The 15,933-nt window shown below is 66.5% G+C and carries 11 protein-coding genes and 1 tRNA gene; 7 read left to right on the plus strand and 5 right to left on the minus strand.

What is annotated here, in order from left to right; genetic code table 11:
* Positions 1-134: 134 nt before the first annotated feature.
* Positions 135-581 (minus strand): SRPBCC family protein, encoded by a 447-nt coding sequence (locus ACHMXB_RS15955; protein ID WP_395399886.1) that lies wholly within the window; start codon positions 579-581, stop codon positions 135-137.
* Between the two features lie 245 nt (positions 582-826).
* Between ACHMXB_RS15955 and ACHMXB_RS15960 the strand changes: the two genes are divergently transcribed.
* Positions 827-900: transfer RNA gene (locus ACHMXB_RS15960), tRNA-Gly, on the plus strand.
* Between the two features lie 29 nt (positions 901-929).
* Here ACHMXB_RS15960 and ACHMXB_RS15965 read toward each other — a convergent pair.
* Entirely contained in the window at positions 930-2,258 is a 1,329-nt protein-coding gene (locus ACHMXB_RS15965; RefSeq protein WP_395399888.1) for an MFS transporter, read from the minus strand.
* 130 nt (positions 2,259-2,388) lie between these two features.
* On the opposite strand from ACHMXB_RS15965, the gene ACHMXB_RS15970 reads away from it, so the two are divergent.
* Both ACHMXB_RS15970 and ACHMXB_RS15975 read left to right on the plus strand, forming a co-directional pair.
* Positions 2,389-3,243, plus strand: coding sequence for a LysR family transcriptional regulator (locus ACHMXB_RS15970; protein WP_214845461.1), 855 nt, complete (start codon positions 2,389-2,391; stop codon positions 3,241-3,243).
* A gap of 159 nt (positions 3,244-3,402) precedes the next feature.
* A complete protein-coding gene (locus tag ACHMXB_RS15975) occupies positions 3,403-3,657 on the plus strand; it encodes a hypothetical protein (protein WP_076803676.1) in 255 nt (84 codons plus the stop codon).
* Positions 3,658-3,759: 102 nt separating this feature from the next.
* Here ACHMXB_RS15975 and ACHMXB_RS15980 read toward each other — a convergent pair whose 3' ends face one another.
* Both ACHMXB_RS15980 and ACHMXB_RS15985 read right to left on the minus strand, forming a co-directional pair.
* Complete coding sequence (locus ACHMXB_RS15980; RefSeq protein ID WP_395399891.1) at positions 3,760-7,296, minus strand: bifunctional proline dehydrogenase/L-glutamate gamma-semialdehyde dehydrogenase; 3,537 nt, start codon at positions 7,294-7,296, stop codon at positions 3,760-3,762.
* Positions 7,297-7,834: 538 nt separating this feature from the next.
* Entirely contained in the window at positions 7,835-9,295 is a 1,461-nt protein-coding gene (locus ACHMXB_RS15985; protein ID WP_395399893.1) for an amino acid permease, read from the minus strand.
* 157 nt (positions 9,296-9,452) lie between these two features.
* On the opposite strand from ACHMXB_RS15985, the gene ACHMXB_RS15990 reads away from it, so the two are divergent.
* From ACHMXB_RS15990 to ACHMXB_RS16005, 4 genes are all read left to right on the plus strand, one after another.
* The gene (locus ACHMXB_RS15990) at positions 9,453-10,469 is read left to right on the plus strand and encodes a LysR substrate-binding domain-containing protein (RefSeq protein ID WP_395399895.1); all 1,017 of its coding nucleotides are present in this window, start codon (positions 9,453-9,455) and stop codon (positions 10,467-10,469) included.
* 56 nt (positions 10,470-10,525) lie between these two features.
* Entirely contained in the window at positions 10,526-10,954 is a 429-nt protein-coding gene (gene panD, locus ACHMXB_RS15995) for an aspartate 1-decarboxylase (protein ID WP_190242970.1), read from the plus strand.
* 157 nt (positions 10,955-11,111) lie between these two features.
* Positions 11,112-12,038, plus strand: a complete 927-nt coding sequence (locus tag ACHMXB_RS16000; RefSeq protein WP_395399896.1) for an AEC family transporter — start codon at positions 11,112-11,114, stop codon at positions 12,036-12,038.
* Between the two features lie 53 nt (positions 12,039-12,091).
* Complete coding sequence (locus tag ACHMXB_RS16005) at positions 12,092-13,213, plus strand: FAD-dependent oxidoreductase (RefSeq protein WP_395399898.1); 1,122 nt, start codon at positions 12,092-12,094, stop codon at positions 13,211-13,213.
* Positions 13,214-13,215: 2 nt separating this feature from the next.
* Here ACHMXB_RS16005 and ACHMXB_RS16010 read toward each other — a convergent pair whose 3' ends face one another.
* The gene (locus ACHMXB_RS16010; RefSeq protein WP_395399900.1) at positions 13,216-15,843 is read right to left on the minus strand and encodes a trehalase-like domain-containing protein; all 2,628 of its coding nucleotides are present in this window, start codon (positions 15,841-15,843) and stop codon (positions 13,216-13,218) included.
* Positions 15,844-15,933 lie beyond the last annotated feature (90 nt).

Below are 15,933 nucleotides of genomic sequence, written 5' to 3' on the forward strand. Positions count from 1 at the left end.
CTACGCCACGACAAATGGCTGGCCAAGTAAGCGCGCCCGGGAACGATTCCCTGGAGTTTTTGTCCAGATATTGGCCGCAAAAGGCCCTTTAACCCGTGATATCTGGACAAAAGCTCAAGCGGAAAAGCGGGGTCTCAGTCCGCCGTCGTCCGTCCTTCGATGACGCCGGGCAGCTTCTCCAGCTGCCGCACCGCCGCCCTGAGCCGGCCCCGATATGCCGGGTGGACAAAGCTCCAGAAACTCTTCGACGGGGCCTCCAGCGCGAACCGCACCCGGGTTCCGGCGCTCTCGGTGCTGAGGTAGAAACCGCCGCGCAGGAGGGACGGGCCGGACACCACCTGGAACTGGATTTCTGCGCCGGGCCGCGCCTGCGTGATCTGGTAATCGCGCGCCACGGGGCGGCCCCGCGGACCGTCCATGGTCACCTGGTACCCGGCTCCCATGCTGCCGGTGCTGCCCGAACTGAGCCCTACGCTCCGGACGTCGGTCTGCCATCTCGGGAGATTGGCGCCGTCCAGGAGGAACGAGTAGACCGTCATGGCGTCGCGCGCAACGAGGACCTCGTGTTCTGCACCTGCCATGGGGATCCTTATCCGACGTCGGGCCCTGCCTTGCGTAGCCCGTTCCCCTGTACTGCAACTAACGAGATTCAGGATAGTCACCTGTACCGGCCCGCGGCCGCGCACCGGCCGGGCCTTTACCGAACAGTTACGGGAGCATCCGTGGATGGGTTTGCCGACGCGCCCCGGGTCGGGATTCAGATGGCCGGCGACGCCGCACAACTGCGCTAAGCTAGGTTCTGCCCCGGGCAGTTTCCGGTGCGACTGCGGCTGTAGCTCAATGGTAGAGCGCTAGCTTCCCAAGCTTGATACGCGGGTTCGATTCCCGTCAGCCGCTCCAAACCCCCCTTGAATGCGCCGCCTCCGGCGTCACGCCGCCCGGCGCATCACCCGCAGCAGTCCCCGCCGGTTCCGCAGGTCCACCTTCAGCGTCAGCTCACCTTTGCGGGCAAGCACGACGCCGACAGTCGCCGCCGCGAGCGCCGGCACCCCTCCCGCCACCAGCAGGCCGGTGTGCGGATCCACGTGTTCGGCGATGAAACCGATCATGGGTCCGCCGAGGGCCTGGCCGCCGATCAGCACCATGATGTACAGGCTCATCACGCGGCCGCGGATGCCCATGTTGGAGCTGGTCTGCACGAGCTGGTTGGATGCGGTCAGGAACATCAGGCACCAGAAGCCGGACAGCACCAGCGCGGCGCCGAAGAGCGGAAGGGTGGGCACGGCGGCGGAAAGGCACAGCATCAGCCCGTACATGCCGGCCGCCAGGACAACGGACCGGAGCCGCAGCTGCCGCCGCCGGGTGGAGGCGACCGCCCCGGTCAGCGCCCCGAGTGCCACGAGCGCATTAAGCATGCCGTAGCCGCCTGCGCCGATTCCGTACACGCGGTCCGCGAAGGCAGCGAGCAGCACCGGCAGGCTCATGGCGAACACGGAGATGAAGCCCACCATGAGCCACGGCCAGTAGATGGTGGGCTTGCTCAGCGCGTACCGCAGCCCCTCCCGCAGCATGCCCTTGGACTTGGGTGCCGGCGCGCTGACGAACAGCTCGTCGCGCCGCAGCAGCAGGAGCATGGCCACAGTGGAGCAGCACGCCGCGGCGTTGGCAGCGAAGGCCCAGCCGGCGCCGACAGCAGTCAGCAGCACCCCGGCGATCGCCGGACCGATCAGGCCGCCCAGCTGGAACGTCGTCGAGTTCACGCTGATGGCGTTGCGCAGATACCGCGGCCCCACCAGTTCATGGACGAACACCTGCCGGGCCGGCTGGTCCAGCACGGTGACCAGGCCAAGTACCAGCGCGATGACGTAGACGTGCCAGACCTCAATCATCCCGCTGAGCGCCAGGGCGGCGAGCGCCGCGGCGAGGACAGCCGCGGCCGACTGGCACAGAATGAGGATTTTGCGCTTGGAGAACCGGTCCGCCACCATCCCGCCCCACGGTCCCAGCAGAAGCGATGGCAGGAACTGCAGTGCCACGGTGAAGCCGACGGCGGTGACGGAGCCAGAGAGCTGGAGCACCAGCCAGTCCTGGGCAATCCGCTGCATCCAGATGGCAATAACGGCAATGAAGTGGCCCATGGCGAAGAGGCGGAAGTTGGAAACCCGGAGTGAGATGAAGGTGTGGCGCCACGGAAGGCGTTCACTGACGACGGCGACGGGCTGGGTGACGGTGGCCAGTGGCGGCGGTGGGGGTGTCACAGGGGTTCCTCAGGTGAGCGGGCCGGCGGGGATGTCCTCAACGCTATGGCGCCCACCTTCAATTGTGGAGGACTATTGCTCCTATAACTATCATTGCCGAACGTAATGATTCGCGGCGGAAGGAGGACGCATGTTCGAACCGGCCCAGCTCCGATCGTTCCTCGCCGTGGCCGAAACGCTGAGCTTCACCAAGGCGGCAGAGCGCCTGGGCCTGGCCCAGCCGACGGTCAGCCAGCACGTGCGCAAGCTCGAAGCCGCCGCGAAACGGACGCTGATCAGCCGGGACACGAGGGACGTCAGGCTGACGGACAACGGCGATGCCATGGCCGGTTTCGCGCGGAGCATCCTCGCGGCCCACGATGCCGCGGCCCGATACTTTTCAGGTTCGGCCATGCGCGGGCGGCTGCGCTTCGGCACGGCCGATGACCTTGCCATCACCGGCCTGCCGCGCATCCTGCGCGAGTTCCGGCAGATCTACCCACAGATCAACCTCGAGCTCACCGTCGGACAGAGTGACCAGCTGTACAAGCGCCTGAATTCCGGCCAGCTGGACCTCGTGTTCGTGAAGTGGGTGGCCGGGGCCAAGGACGGCACGGTGGTCCAGCACGACACGTTTTCCTGGGTGGGCCTCGAACAGACAGCGCTGGAACCCGGCCATCCGGTGCCGCTGATCGCCTATCCCGCGCCCAGCCTGAGTCGCAAGCTTGCCATCGACGCACTCGAATCCGTGGGCCGGACCTGGCGCATCACCTGCACCACCAAGCAGATCAGCGGCGTGCTGGCGGCAGTCCGCGCCGGCATCGGGGTGGCCGTGATGCCGTCCTCGCTGGTTCCCGAGGACCTGAAAATCATTACCCGCCGCTTCGAGCTGCCGCCGGTGGGGGACGTCGATTTCACGCTGATCAGGAACCCGCTGGCGAACGCCGAGGTTATCGACGCCCTGACCCAGGCCATCATGGGAAGGACCCTCAAGAAGCCTGTTTGAGCCGCGCCGGGCCGGGGTACAGCAGCAAAAATGATTGATAACGGTTCGCAGCTGGCCTATGCTGTGACTGTTGCGGTCATGCAGCGGCCGATAACATGCACAGGTTTCGATAACGAACATGCTTGGTAATGACGCCCGTGTGTTCGGGATAGGTACGCCGTGACAACAGCCGCAAACCCCCGTTATACCCGCCACTCCATGACCGTGGACGCCGAATACGTTGGCCAGCCCAACTGCGAAAAGTGCGGAACAGACGAGTTCATCTACCTTGAGTCCTTCGTGCCGGCCAAGCACCGCCAGGACGGCACCGTCCGGAAACTGGGCGAAGTCGCGTACACCTGCACGCGCTGCGAGGACTTCTCCGCACACAGCGTTCCCGCGTCGTGGGCTCCACCCGGCTGGTATCTGGGCTAAGCAGCAAAAAGCTAGACAGCAAAGACAACAGAACGGGCGGGCACCTTGTGGGTGCCCGCCCGTTCTCTTTGCCCGGTCAGAGTCGCTGGATCAGCGGCTCCCCTAGATCAGTGAATCGGAGAGGTGGTTCGGCGTGCCGAACCGGTGGGCCGTGATGCTGACGGCCTGCTCGTGCAGGAACGGCAGCATTTCGATGCGGCCCGCCTCCGTCACCTCGTGGGCGTAGATGGCCAGGTCCGGACGGCCGCCGGTCGCTTCGGCCAGGTCAGCTGCGGAGCCGCCGATCAGGCGGATGCGTCCGCCGGACAGCTTGTCCGCCGCGGCGAGACGGCCGGCGGATGCCAGCCACGCGGCGTCGTCCTCCACCGTCACGGGGATGTCCAGCCCGGTAAGTACCGCACGCAGCTGGGCGGGAAGTTCGACGCCGGACGAAACAGTAACCGGGGCACCGGCAAGTACGCCGGCGGCTACTGTCCGGACGAGCGCACGGAGGGATTCGCCGTCGGACAGCCGGACGGTGACCGGGAGCGCACGGTAGCGGAAGATGTTCCGCTCGGCGCTCAGGCCCGAGACGTCCTTGGCGGTGCCGAATTCGTCCGCCCAGGCGAGGGCGTCGGAGCCGAGCGCCCGCTGCAGAGCCTCAAGGTCAGCAGCGCTGAGTTCGCCCTTCACGGCGTCCACGAGCCGCTGCACCCTGCGGTTGGCGATGCCCGCCGCGGCGCCCTGGGTGCTCTCGGTGCTGGTCCAGTCGCCGAGGCCGGCGAGGTAGTTGGGGCCGCCCGCCTTGGTGCCGGCGCCAACTGCGGACTTCTTCCAGCCGCCGAACGGCTGGCGCTGCACAATGGCACCGGTGATGCCGCGGTTGATGTAGAGGTTGCCGGCCTGGATGGTGTCCAGCCACAGCCCCAGTTCATCGGTGTTGAGGGAGTGCAGGCCGGCGGTGAGGCCGTACTCGATCTGGTTCTGGATGGCGATGGCCTCTTCCAGGGTGTCCGCGGTCATGACGCCGAGGACGGGACCGAAGAACTCGGTCAGGTGGAAGTAGGAACCGCGCTTGACGCCGTAGCGCACGCCCGGGCTCCAGAGCCGGCCGGCCTCGTCCAGCTTCTTCGGCTCGACGGCCCAGTTCTCGCCGGCGCCGAGGGTGGTCAGCGCGTTGAGCAGCTTGCCCTTCGCCGGCTCAATGATCGGACCCATCTGGCTGGTGGGGTCCTCCGGGTAACCGACCTTCAGGGAGGTGACGGCGTCGATCAGCTGGTTGTGGAACCGCTTGGACTTGGCAACCGAGCCCACCAGGATCACCAGTGATGCGGCGGAGCACTTCTGTCCGGCGTGGCCAAAGGCCGAGTAGGCAACGTCCTTCGCGGCAAGGTCCAGGTCAGCGCTGGGGGTGACGATGATGGCGTTCTTGCCGCTGGTCTCCGCGAGCAGCGGCAGGTCCTTGCGGAAGGAGCGGAACAGCTCGGCGGTTTCGTAGCCGCCGGTCAGGATCACGCGGTCCACGGCCGGGTGGGAGATCAGCTGCTGGCCGAGCTCACGTTCGCCCAGCTGGACCATGGTGAGCACGTCGCGGGGCACGCCGGCCTCCCACAGCGCCTCGATCATCACGGCGCCGCTGCGGCGGGCCTGCTTGGCAGGCTTGATCACGACGGCGGAGCCGGCGGCGAGTGCCGCGAGCGTGGAACCGGCGGGGATGGCCACCGGGAAGTTCCACGGCGGGGTGACCACGGTGAGCTTCGCCGGAACGAAGGTGGCGCCGTCGACCTGGTCCAGCTTGCGGGCGGACTCGGCGTAGTAGTGGGCGAAGTCCACGGCCTCGCTGATTTCGGGGTCGCCCTGGTCGATGGTCTTGCCGGTCTCGCTGGCCATGACCTCGAGCAGGTCGGCGCGGCGGGCCTCGAGGACGTCGCCGGCCCGGTGCAGGATTTCGGCACGTTCGGCGCCGGTGAGCGCACCCCAGGCCTTGCCCTTTTCGACGGCCGTGGCAATCACGGTGTTGAGGGTGTCCGCGTCGGTGATGGTGGCGGCCTCAACGGAGGCGCTGCCCAGGGTCGACGTCGGGACGCGGTCCAGGATGGCCCGGCCCCAGTCGCGGTTGGCGGGCAGGGACGGGTCCGTGTCCGGGGTGTTCTGGAAGCCGGTGCGGGGCATCAGCTCTGCCGGGAGGCTGCGGTTCTGCACGCGGTTGGGCGGCGGCACCTCGTCGTCGAGCTCGTTAAGGGAGGACAGGAAGCGCTGCTTTTCGCGCTCGAACAATCCCTCGTTCTCGCTGAGTTCGAAGACTGCGGACATGAAGTTTTCCTGGCTCGCGCCCTCTTCGAGGCGGCGGATCAGGTAGGCGATGGCGACGTCGAATTCGGCCGGGTGCACCACGGGCGTGTAGAGCAGCAGAGAGCCGACGTCCTTCTTGACCGCCTCGGCCTGGCCCTGCGCCATGCCGAGCAGCATCTCGAATTCGATGCCCGACTCGACGCCGCGCTGCTTGGCCAGCAGCCAGGCGAAGGCGATGTCGAACAGGTTGTGCCCGGCGACGCCGATGCGGATGTTGCCGATCCGGTCCGGGTGCAGCGCGTAGTTGATGACGCGCTTGTAGTTGATGTCCGAGTCGAGCTTGGTGCCCCACGTGGCCAGCGGCCAGTCGTGCAGCGAGGACTCCACCTGCTCCATGGGAAGGTTGGCGCCCTTGACCACGCGGACCTTGATGGCCGCGCCGCCGTCAGCGCGGCGCGCGGCGGCCCAGTCCTGCAGCCGGATCATGGCGGCGAGCGCGTCCGGGAGGTAGGCCTGGAGCACGATGCCGGCTTCCAGGTTCTTGAACTCGGGCTTGTCCAGGATCCGGGTGAAGACCGCGATGGTCATGTCCAGGTCCTTGTACTCCTCCATGTCCAGGTTGATGAACTTGTTCTTTTGACCGGCGGCGGAGTAGGAAGCGGCGCGGGCGAAGAGCGGGGTGAGCTTCTCGACGACGTGCTCCACGGCCTCGTCGAAGGCCCAGGCGGAGTGCGGGGCCACCGTGGAAGACACCTTGATGGAGACGTAGTCCACGTCCGGGCGGGCCAGCAGGGTGTGGGTTCCCTCGAGCCGGCGGGAGGCCTCGTGCTCGCCGAGCACGGCCTCGCCGAGCAGGTTCACGTTGAGCTTGATGCCGTCCTTGCGGATCTTGGCAATGGCCGGGCCCAGCTTGGAGTCGGTGGCGTCAACGATGAGGTGGCCCACCATCTCGCGGAGGACCTTGCGGGCCACGGGAATGACAACCTGCGGCAGAACCGGGGCCATGAGGCCGCCCGCCTGGACAGCGCGGCGCATGTACCAGGGCAGGAAGGCGGGAACCTTCGGGGCGAGGGCGGCGAGGTTGCGGGCAGCGACGTGCAGGTCCTCGGGACGGACCACGCCGTCGACGAAGCCCACGGTGAAGTCCAGTCCGTTGGGGTCCTTCAGGACGCCGGCGAGCTGCTCGGCGGAAGCATCGACGGGCATCTTCGCCGCTTCGGTCAGCCAGCGGCGGACGAGGGCGATTGCGTCAGTGGCCAGGGCGGTCGCTTCGGCGACGTCGGACCCTGCCGAGGGGGTGGCGACGGCGCCGGCTACAGCGGCGTCCTTGCCTGCCTGCACGCGGTGATCCGTGGCGGTGTTGGTCATGGCTTTCCTCGTTCTTTCAGTGCGATGGGATCGTCTTATTCATCAGTATGAGCCTCGCTTCCCTTAAGATAAAGCGATCTTTCCTTAGCAATACACATTAGAAATAACGATCGTTCTGTATCTCCGCAAGACGCCCGATAGCGGCGCTGCTAAGGGCCCCGCAGGACGTGAGGAGGCGTTGGCAGAATCCCCGCAGGACGTGAGGACGCGTCGGAAGAATCCCCGCAGGACGTGAGGACGCGTCGGGAGAATTTCTGCAGGAACTGATGGAGCGTCTGAAGACCTCCAACGCGTCCTCACCTTTCGCCGCTTAAACCCAAACGCGTCCTCACCTTTCGCCGCTTCAACCCAAACGCGTCCTCACCTTTCGCCGCTTCAACCCAGACGCATCCTCACCTTTCGTCGCTTCAACCCAGACGCATCCTCACCTTTCGTCGCTTCAACCCAGACGCGTCCTCACCATTCGTCGCTTAAACCAAAACCCTCCCGCACCTGAGGTGCGGAAGGGTTCGTCGGAAACGCGCAAGAGGTGGGTGGTCTACACCTGCGTGTGCATCTTCACAGCTTCGTCGTGCCGCGGGCTGTTCGGGTTCATCAGCGAGTGCCGCTTGCCGTAGCCGAAGTAAATCACCAGGCCGATCACGAGCCAGATGCCGAAGCGCAGCCAGGTCTCCCAGTGCAGCTGGAACATCAGGAAGGCCGAGGCCAGGACGCCGAATGCGGGGACCACCGGCATCAGCGGCAGACGGAAGGTCCGGGGCGCCTCCGGCTTGGTGTAGCGGAAGATGATCACGGACACGCAGACCACCACGAACGCGGCGAGGATGCCGATGTTGGTGAGGTCGGCGACGGCCTTGATGGGGAACACACCGGCCAGCAGCGCCGAGGCGATGCCGCCGATCCAGGTCACGCGCTGCGGCGTACCGTGCCGGTCCGTCTTCGAGAACCAGCCCGGGAGGAGCCCGTCGCGGCTCATGGAGAACCACACGCGGGTAACGCCAAGGAGGAACGTGAGCATCACGGTGAGGATGGACAGCACGGCGAAAACGGAGATGATGGTGGCGATGACGGGCAGGCCGACACCCTGGAACGCCGAGGCGAAGCCAGCGGCGGGATCGATGTCCTTGTAGTTCTGCATGCCGGTGAGCACGAGGGTGGCGGCCACGTAGAGCAGCATGGCGATGATGAGGGACAGGATGATCGCCTTGGGCATGTGCTTCTTGCCGTCGGTCGCCTCTTCGGCCGCCGTACTCATGGCGTCGTACCCGAACACCGCGAAGAACACGGTTGCCGATCCTGCCAAGACCGGTCCGAAGCCGCTGGGCATGAACGGGTTGAAGTTCTCGGTGTTGATGTAGAAGACACCCAACCCGATGATGAACAGGATCAGGACAACCTTGATGGCAACGGCAATCAGTTCAAACCGGCCGAAAGTCTTGGTGCCGCGGGAGAGGATCCAGGTCACGAGCAGGCAGACAAGGATGGCGGGAAGGTTGATGATGCCCGCCTTCCCCTCGTCCGGCGTCGACGTCATCCAGACCGGCATATGAATTCCGATGCCGGAGAGGAAGGCGTCGAAGTAGCCCGAAATGCCGATGGCCACCACAGCCACGATGGCAATGTACTCCAGCAGCAGGTCCCAGCCGATGAACCAGCCGATGATTTCGCCCAGCGCTACGTAGCCGTAGGTGTATGCCGAGCCCGCTCGCGGGATCATGCCCGCGAATTCTGCGTAGGAGAGCGCCGCGGCAGCCGAGGCCAGGCCGGCGATCAGGAAGGAAATCAACACCGCAGGCCCGACGCCGGGCGTGTCGGCAGCGCCGTGCGCCACGAGGCCGGCCAGCGAGAAGATGCCGACGCCGATAATGCCGCCGACGCCGATGGCGGTCAATTGCCACAGCCCGAGGGACTTGAATAGCCCGCTGTGCTTATTCTCTACTTCGATGTCGTCAATTGGCTTCCGCCTCAAGATTGACTGCGATGGATCTGTTGTACTCATCGGGACTCCTGCGTAGGTGCGGCCCCACCATTTCGCCCTGTGATGGGGATAACTCAATCTGTTTAGTATGCAAGCAGTGTTGCATTAGATAAAGTGCATACTTCTAACCAGTATTCATTAGTCGAGCTATCCATTCGTGCAACCCAAGGAACAGCCCATGCTTGATGTTCGCCGGTTGAGGCTGCTCCGCGAGCTGAAAATCCGGGGCACGCTCGCCGAGGTAGCCGCAGCCCTGCAGTACAGTCCATCCTCAGTCTCCCAACAATTGGCCCTGCTTGAGAAGGAAGTGGGCGTGGAACTGCTGAGAAAAACAGGCCGCCGCGTGCAGCTGACCCCGCAGGCTGAGGTTCTGGTGGCGCATACAGCGCACTTGCTGGAAACCCTGGAGCAGGCCGAGGCTGACCTGGCCGCGTCCCTGACCACCGTCTCCGGCACCGTGCGGATCGCCGTCTTCCAGTCCGCGGCGCTGGCACTCATGCCGGACGCGCTGACCCGCCTCGCCGCGACCTATCCCGAGGTCCGGATAGAAATGACTCAGCGCGAGCCCGAGACGGCACTGCATGAGACATGGGCCCGTGACTTCGACCTGGTCATCGCCGAGCAGTACCCCGGCCACGCCGCGCCCCGCTACCCCGAGCTGGACCGCGTCCGCCTCACGAGTGACGCGATCCGCCTCGCGGTGCCGCCGGCCGCCGAGGGCAGGCCGAACGTCGACTCGCTCGCGGACACGGCGGAGATGCCCTGGGTGATGGAACCGCGCGGCGCGGCCTCACGCCACTGGGCGGAACAGGCCTGCCGGAGTGCGGGCTTCGAGCCCGACGTCCGCTTTGAAACAGCAGACCTCCAGGCCCAGATCCGCCTGATCGAGTCGGGGAACGCCGTCGCCCTGATGCCGGACCTGGTATGGACCGGCCGGGGCACAACGGCCCAACTGCTGGACCTTCCCGGCAAGCCCCGGCGGACGGTCTTCACTTCCGTACGGCGCTCCGGCGCGCAGCGGCCCGCCATCCTTGCGGCCCGCGAAATCCTTGCCTCCACCGCCGCCTCAATTGCGGCAGCCCAGGAAATCGATACCGGAGCAGACGCCTCCGGCGCCCCGGCGGGAGCAGCAGCCGTTGCGGCAGAGGCAACAGAAAGACCAGCCGCCGCCAGAGAAGGCGGAGAAGCGGTTTAGCAGATGTTCCCTGGCTCACAGCCAAGCGTTGACCCCGGCGTTAGACTGTTGACGTTATGAATCGCACAATGTTTAAGTCCAAAATCCACCGGGCCACTGTCACGCACGCGGACCTGCACTACGTGGGTTCGGTCACCGTTGACCTGGACCTGCTCGATGCTGCAGACATCCTGCCCGGCGAGCTCGTGGCCATTGTGGACGTCACCAACGGTGCCCGCCTCGAGACCTACACCATCGCCGGCGAGCGCGGTTCCGGCGTCATCGGAATCAACGGCCCCGCAGCCCATCTGGTGCACGAGAACGACACCGTCATTCTGATCACATATGCGCAGATGACCACCGACGAAGCCAAGGCCTACGAGCCCAAGGTTGTCCACGTGGACAAGGACAACCGCATCATCCAGTTGGGCAACGACCCCGCCGAAGGCCTCACCCCGGGCCTGCTGCGGCCGCCGTTCGCGCTCAACAACGCTGCGCTGAGCTAAGGCCATCGCAGGCCGCTGGCCAGGACGGACCCGGCACAGCGGCGAGATCCCTGCCACAAGGTGACGCCCGGCTGAATAAATCTGATTAGGCTGGGATGGTGGACGCCACCCCCTGCCTTAGCCGCCTGCCTCCGGCGGCAATCCCTTCGGCAACCCCGTGCTAGGCGTTCTCGCAGGCTTTTTCGTGGTCTGGTCCATCATTCTGGTGGGCATGTTCGTGGGCAGGCGCAAAATCCTGGGCGAGAATGCCCGCCAGGTCCTGAGCGGGCTGACCTTCTTCGTAGCCAGCCCCGCGCTGCTCTTCGAGACGCTGAGCAGGGCAAGCCTGCGTGAAGTTTTCGCCGCACCGCTCCTCGTGGCAGCGGTTGGCGCCGCCACCACCGCCGCACTGTTCTTTGTCATCGTCAGATTCCTGCTCAAGCGGACCGTCCCGGAATCGCTGATGTCATCCATGAGCGCCTCACTGGCAAACTCCGCCAATCTGGGCATCCCGATTGCCGTGTACGTCCTCGGTGATGCCAGCCATGTCGCTCCCCTGCTGATCTTCCAGCTCGCGTTTTTCACGCCGATGTTTCTCATGGCCCTTGATGCCACCACCAGCTCGCACCGCACCACCCCGCTGCGGTTCGTCATGCTGATCCTGAAAAACCCCATGATTGTGGGTTCGGCCCTTGGGCTGCTGGTCGCCGGAACGGGATGGCAGCTCCCGCCGCTGCTCCTGGAACCGATCCACCTGATCGGCGGCGCCGCAATTCCGGCCATGCTGATGGCCTTCGGCATGAGCCTGAACGGGTCGAAGCCGCTGCAGGCGGCCGCCGGCCGGAGAACTGATGCCCTGCTGGCCAGCGGCTTCAAGCTCTTCGTCCACCCGGCCATCGCGTATCTCTTTGCGCGCTTCGCCCTCAGTCTGGACGGCCCGGCGCTGTTCGCCGTCGTGGTCACGTCAGCCCTGCCCACCGCGCAGAATGTTTTCGTCGCCGCCAGCCGGTACAAGGCCGGGCTTACCGTCGCGAAGGACACCGTCCTGATCACCACCATCGTGGCTGTGCCTGCGATGATCGGTGTGGCCCTGCTTCTCGCATAACTGCCGCCCCGTCCCCATCCGCTCCGCCGCTGCCGCCCGAACTGGAGGAAACCTTGAACACCACCCTGGACACCGTGATCATCGGAGGCGGAGCCATGGGGTCCGCTGCCGCCTGGGCGCTGGCCGACCGCGGGCGCGACGTGACCCTGCTCGAGCAGTTCACGCCCGGCCACCACAAGGGCGCCTCGCACGGCGCCACCCGGAACCTTAGCCTCGCCTACGCCGAGCCGGAGTACGTGGCCATGCTGGCCGAAACACTGAAGCTCTGGGCCGAGCTCGAAGACGCGAGCGGCGAGCGGCTGCTGGCGCGCACCGGCGTCGTCAACCACGGCCCCGACCCGCGCCTCGGCGAGATCCACGCGGCACTGAACAGCGCCGGCCTCCGGGCGGACTTCGTTCCGCTCGCTGAAGCCGGCGAGCGCTGGAGCGGCATCCGCTTCGACCAGCAGGTTCTCCACATGCCCGACGGCGGCCAGCTCAATCCCGAGGCCGTCCTTCCGGCGTTTCAGCGGCTCGCGGCCGGGAACGGCGCATCAATCCGGCACGGCGTGGCGGTTGTGGGGCTGGAAATACTCGACGACGGCGTCCGGCTGACCGTGGACGACGGCGGCCGGACGGAGGTACTCACCGCCCGGCAGGCGGTGGTCACCGCGGGCGGCTGGACCTCCAAGCTGCTGGCAGGTTCGATCCCGACCCCGCGCCTGACGGTCACGCAGGAGCAGCCGGCCCACTTCGGCATCACCGACGACGGCGCCACCTGGCCCGGGTTCAACCACTTCCCCGGCGAGGGCGGGGACTACGCGGGCTTTTACTCCCCCGTGTACGGCATGCTGACCCCGGGCGAGGGCGTCAAGGCGGGCTGGCACGGCGTCGGCCCGGTGGTGGACCCGGACCGGAGGTCCTACCTGCCCGAACCGCGCCAGCGCGCAGCCCTCCAGCAATACGCTCGGGACTGGCTGCCCGGCGTGGACGCCGACGCGATGACCGATATCAGCTGCACCTACACCACCGCACCGGACCACAACTTCGTGCTGGACCGGGTCGGGCCCGTGATCATCGGGGCGGGCTTCGCCGGCCACGGCTTCAAGTTCACGCCGGTGGTGGGCCGGATCCTCGCGGACCTTGCCACGGGCGAGGGCCCCGCGCCGGCGATCTTTGCGGCTTCCCGGATTTAGGTTCAGCTCCGCTGGTGCCCATCCAGGAGCCGCGCGCAGCGGATGAACCCGAGGTGTGAATACGCCTGCGGGTGGTTCCCCAGATGCGTCTCGGTGCCCGGATCGTACTCCTCCGGAAGCAGCCCTGTGGGCCCAAACAGGTTGACCAGCTGGTCGAAGAGGTCCCACGCGTCGGCGATCCGGCCCACCGCCACGTACGCCTCGATCAGCCAGGTGGTGCAGATGTGGAAGCCGCCCTCCAGGCCCGGCAGACCGTCGTCGTACTTGTACCGGAAAACCGTGGGTCCCACCCGGAGTTCCCGCTCCACGGCCGCGACGGTGTCCAGGAATCTCTGGTCGCTGACGTCGAGCAGTCCGGACAGTCCGATGTGCAGCACAGCGGCGTCGAGGTCCGGGCTGTCGTAGGCGACGGTGTAGGACGCGGCGGTGTGGTCCCATCCTTCCCGGAGCACCTCGTCCCGGATGGTGGCCGCCGTGTTCGCCCAGGCAGGATCGGGGCTGCGGCCTTGCCGGGCGGCCGTGCGCAGGGCGCGGTCCAGGGTCACCCAGCACATCACCTTGGTGTAGACATGGTGCCTCGGGGCGCGCCGGGCCTCCCAAATGCCATGGTCCGGCTCGTGCCACCGCGCCAGCACGGCACTGGCCATCTGGACCAGCAACTCCCAGTGCCCGTCAACCAGCGAATGACGGGACTTACTCAACCCGTGGATCAGCTCCGCGATCGGGCCAAAGACATCGAGCTGGACCTGGTGGTCCGCGGCGTTGCCGATCCGTACGGGACGCGAACCCGCGTATCCCGGGAGGCTCTCGATGATGGCCTCCGTGGACAGCGGGGCGCCGGTGACGGAATACAGCGGATGCAGCCATTCCGGCCCAGGGGTGTTCGCCAGGATCCCGGTCAGCCAGCTGAGGAAGCCGTCGGCCTCCACCGTTGATCCCAGGTCCACCAGGGCGTTGACGGTCATCGAACCGTCCCGCAGCCAGCAGTAGCGGTAGTCCCAGTTGCGTGTGCCGCCGATGCCCTCCGGCAGGGACGTGGTGGGGGCCGCAAGCACCGCTCCGGTGGGCTCATGGACCAGAGCGCGCAGCACAAGGGCCGAGCGCCGCACGAGGGACGGCTTGACGGACGGCAGGCTCAGGCCCTGTACCCAGCGCCGGGAATGATGCGCGACGGCGGCCCTGCGGTCCGCTTCACCTGTCCCGTCAGCGTGCTGGGGCTCCGTATCGCCGCACCTGAGGTTCAGGACCACCGGTCCGTGCTGCAGATTGATCTCGGCGGTGGCTGTTGCGTGCCGCCCGTCCGAGGTGATGGCAAACGGGACGTCCGGCGCCAGCAGGATGATGGGGTCGGAGGTGCCGACCACGTGCAGCTCGCTGCCGCGGGCCTCCATGCTGAAGGGCGCGTTGGCGTAGTCCGGCCTGGGTGCGAAGACGATCCGGGCCGCCCCGGTGCCTGACAGCACCCGGACCAGGCTGGTGATGCCTTCCGGGGCGGGCTCGAGATAATCGGTCACGGTGACGTCCGCCCAACGCGTTTCCACGATCATGGTGCTGTCCACGTACCGCTGGCCAAGAACCCGCGACGCCTTGACCGGTTCCACCGAGAAGTGCCCGGCGGCGTCGCCGCCCAGGATGTGGGCAAAGAGCGAGCCCGAGTCCGGCAGGGGATGGCTCATCCAGCAGATCTTGGCCTCGGGCGTCACCAACGCTGTGGAGGAGCCGTTCCCGATCATGGAGTGCCGCTCCAGGCCGACGGCGTCCTCGCCGAAGAGCCAGGCACGGCGCAACTCGAAGAGGATGCCGAGCACACGTGCGAAGGATTCCGGATCCTTCAGCCGGTGTTTGGTTTCCGATGGCATGTCCCCTACCCACAGCCCCATGTCCGGGCCACGGAGTGTGGCCATGGCCAGTTCGTCGCTCACGGCATCCCCGGCGTACAGGGCGGCGCTCACCCCCAGCCGGGCCCTCAGGTGGTCCAGGGCATCGGCTTTGGAGGGCTGCAGCACGGAGAGGTCCAGGACGGAGCCGTCCACAATGAAGAAGAGACCGAGGGCCCGGGCGACCTCCTTCGCTTTCCTGGCACACCGGGCCACGACGTCCGGGGCGGCGGACCGGGTGTGGACAGAGACGGCGACGGGCTTTCGTTCGATGCTGATGCCCTTGTCCGCGCCCACCGCTTCGAGCAGGGCCTGGTTGGCCTGCTGCAGCACCGACTCCGTGGCGAGGGACAGTCCGTGCGCGAACCCCATGTCGAACTCCGCACCGTGCGAACCCACCAGGTGGACTTCGGCGGGAAGCCTGGAGACGGCGGCGAGGTCACGCAGGGACCGGCCGGAGATGACCGCAGCGTGAGTGTTGGGCAAGGCGGCCAGGGCCCGGAGGGCGATGGCCGCGCTGCCTAGCGGTAGCGTTTCCGTGGAGATGCCCTCGGCGGCGCACAGGGTTCCGCCGTAATTGCAGGCGACAAGCAGCCCCGGAGTCCGGGCCAGGATCTTCAGTTCGCCGAGCAGCTGGGGCGTGAGCCCGTCGTCGGCTGCCTCCGACTGGACGAAGGCCCGCAACAGGCCCAACGGGAGGGATTTGGTCAGTAGTGCGGAATCGGCCACGGTTTGGTTGAGCGGAGTGGGCATGCGCGGCAATCCTTCGGATTATCCCCAATCGGACTTGGACACCTAAAGTGTCCGGCGCAGCCGTTTCCCCTGAATATCCCGGTTATTGCG

Origin of the sequence: Arthrobacter sp. UC242_113, assembly GCF_044054585.1 — a bacterium.
In the GTDB taxonomy this organism is placed as follows: domain Bacteria; phylum Actinomycetota; class Actinomycetes; order Actinomycetales; family Micrococcaceae; genus Arthrobacter.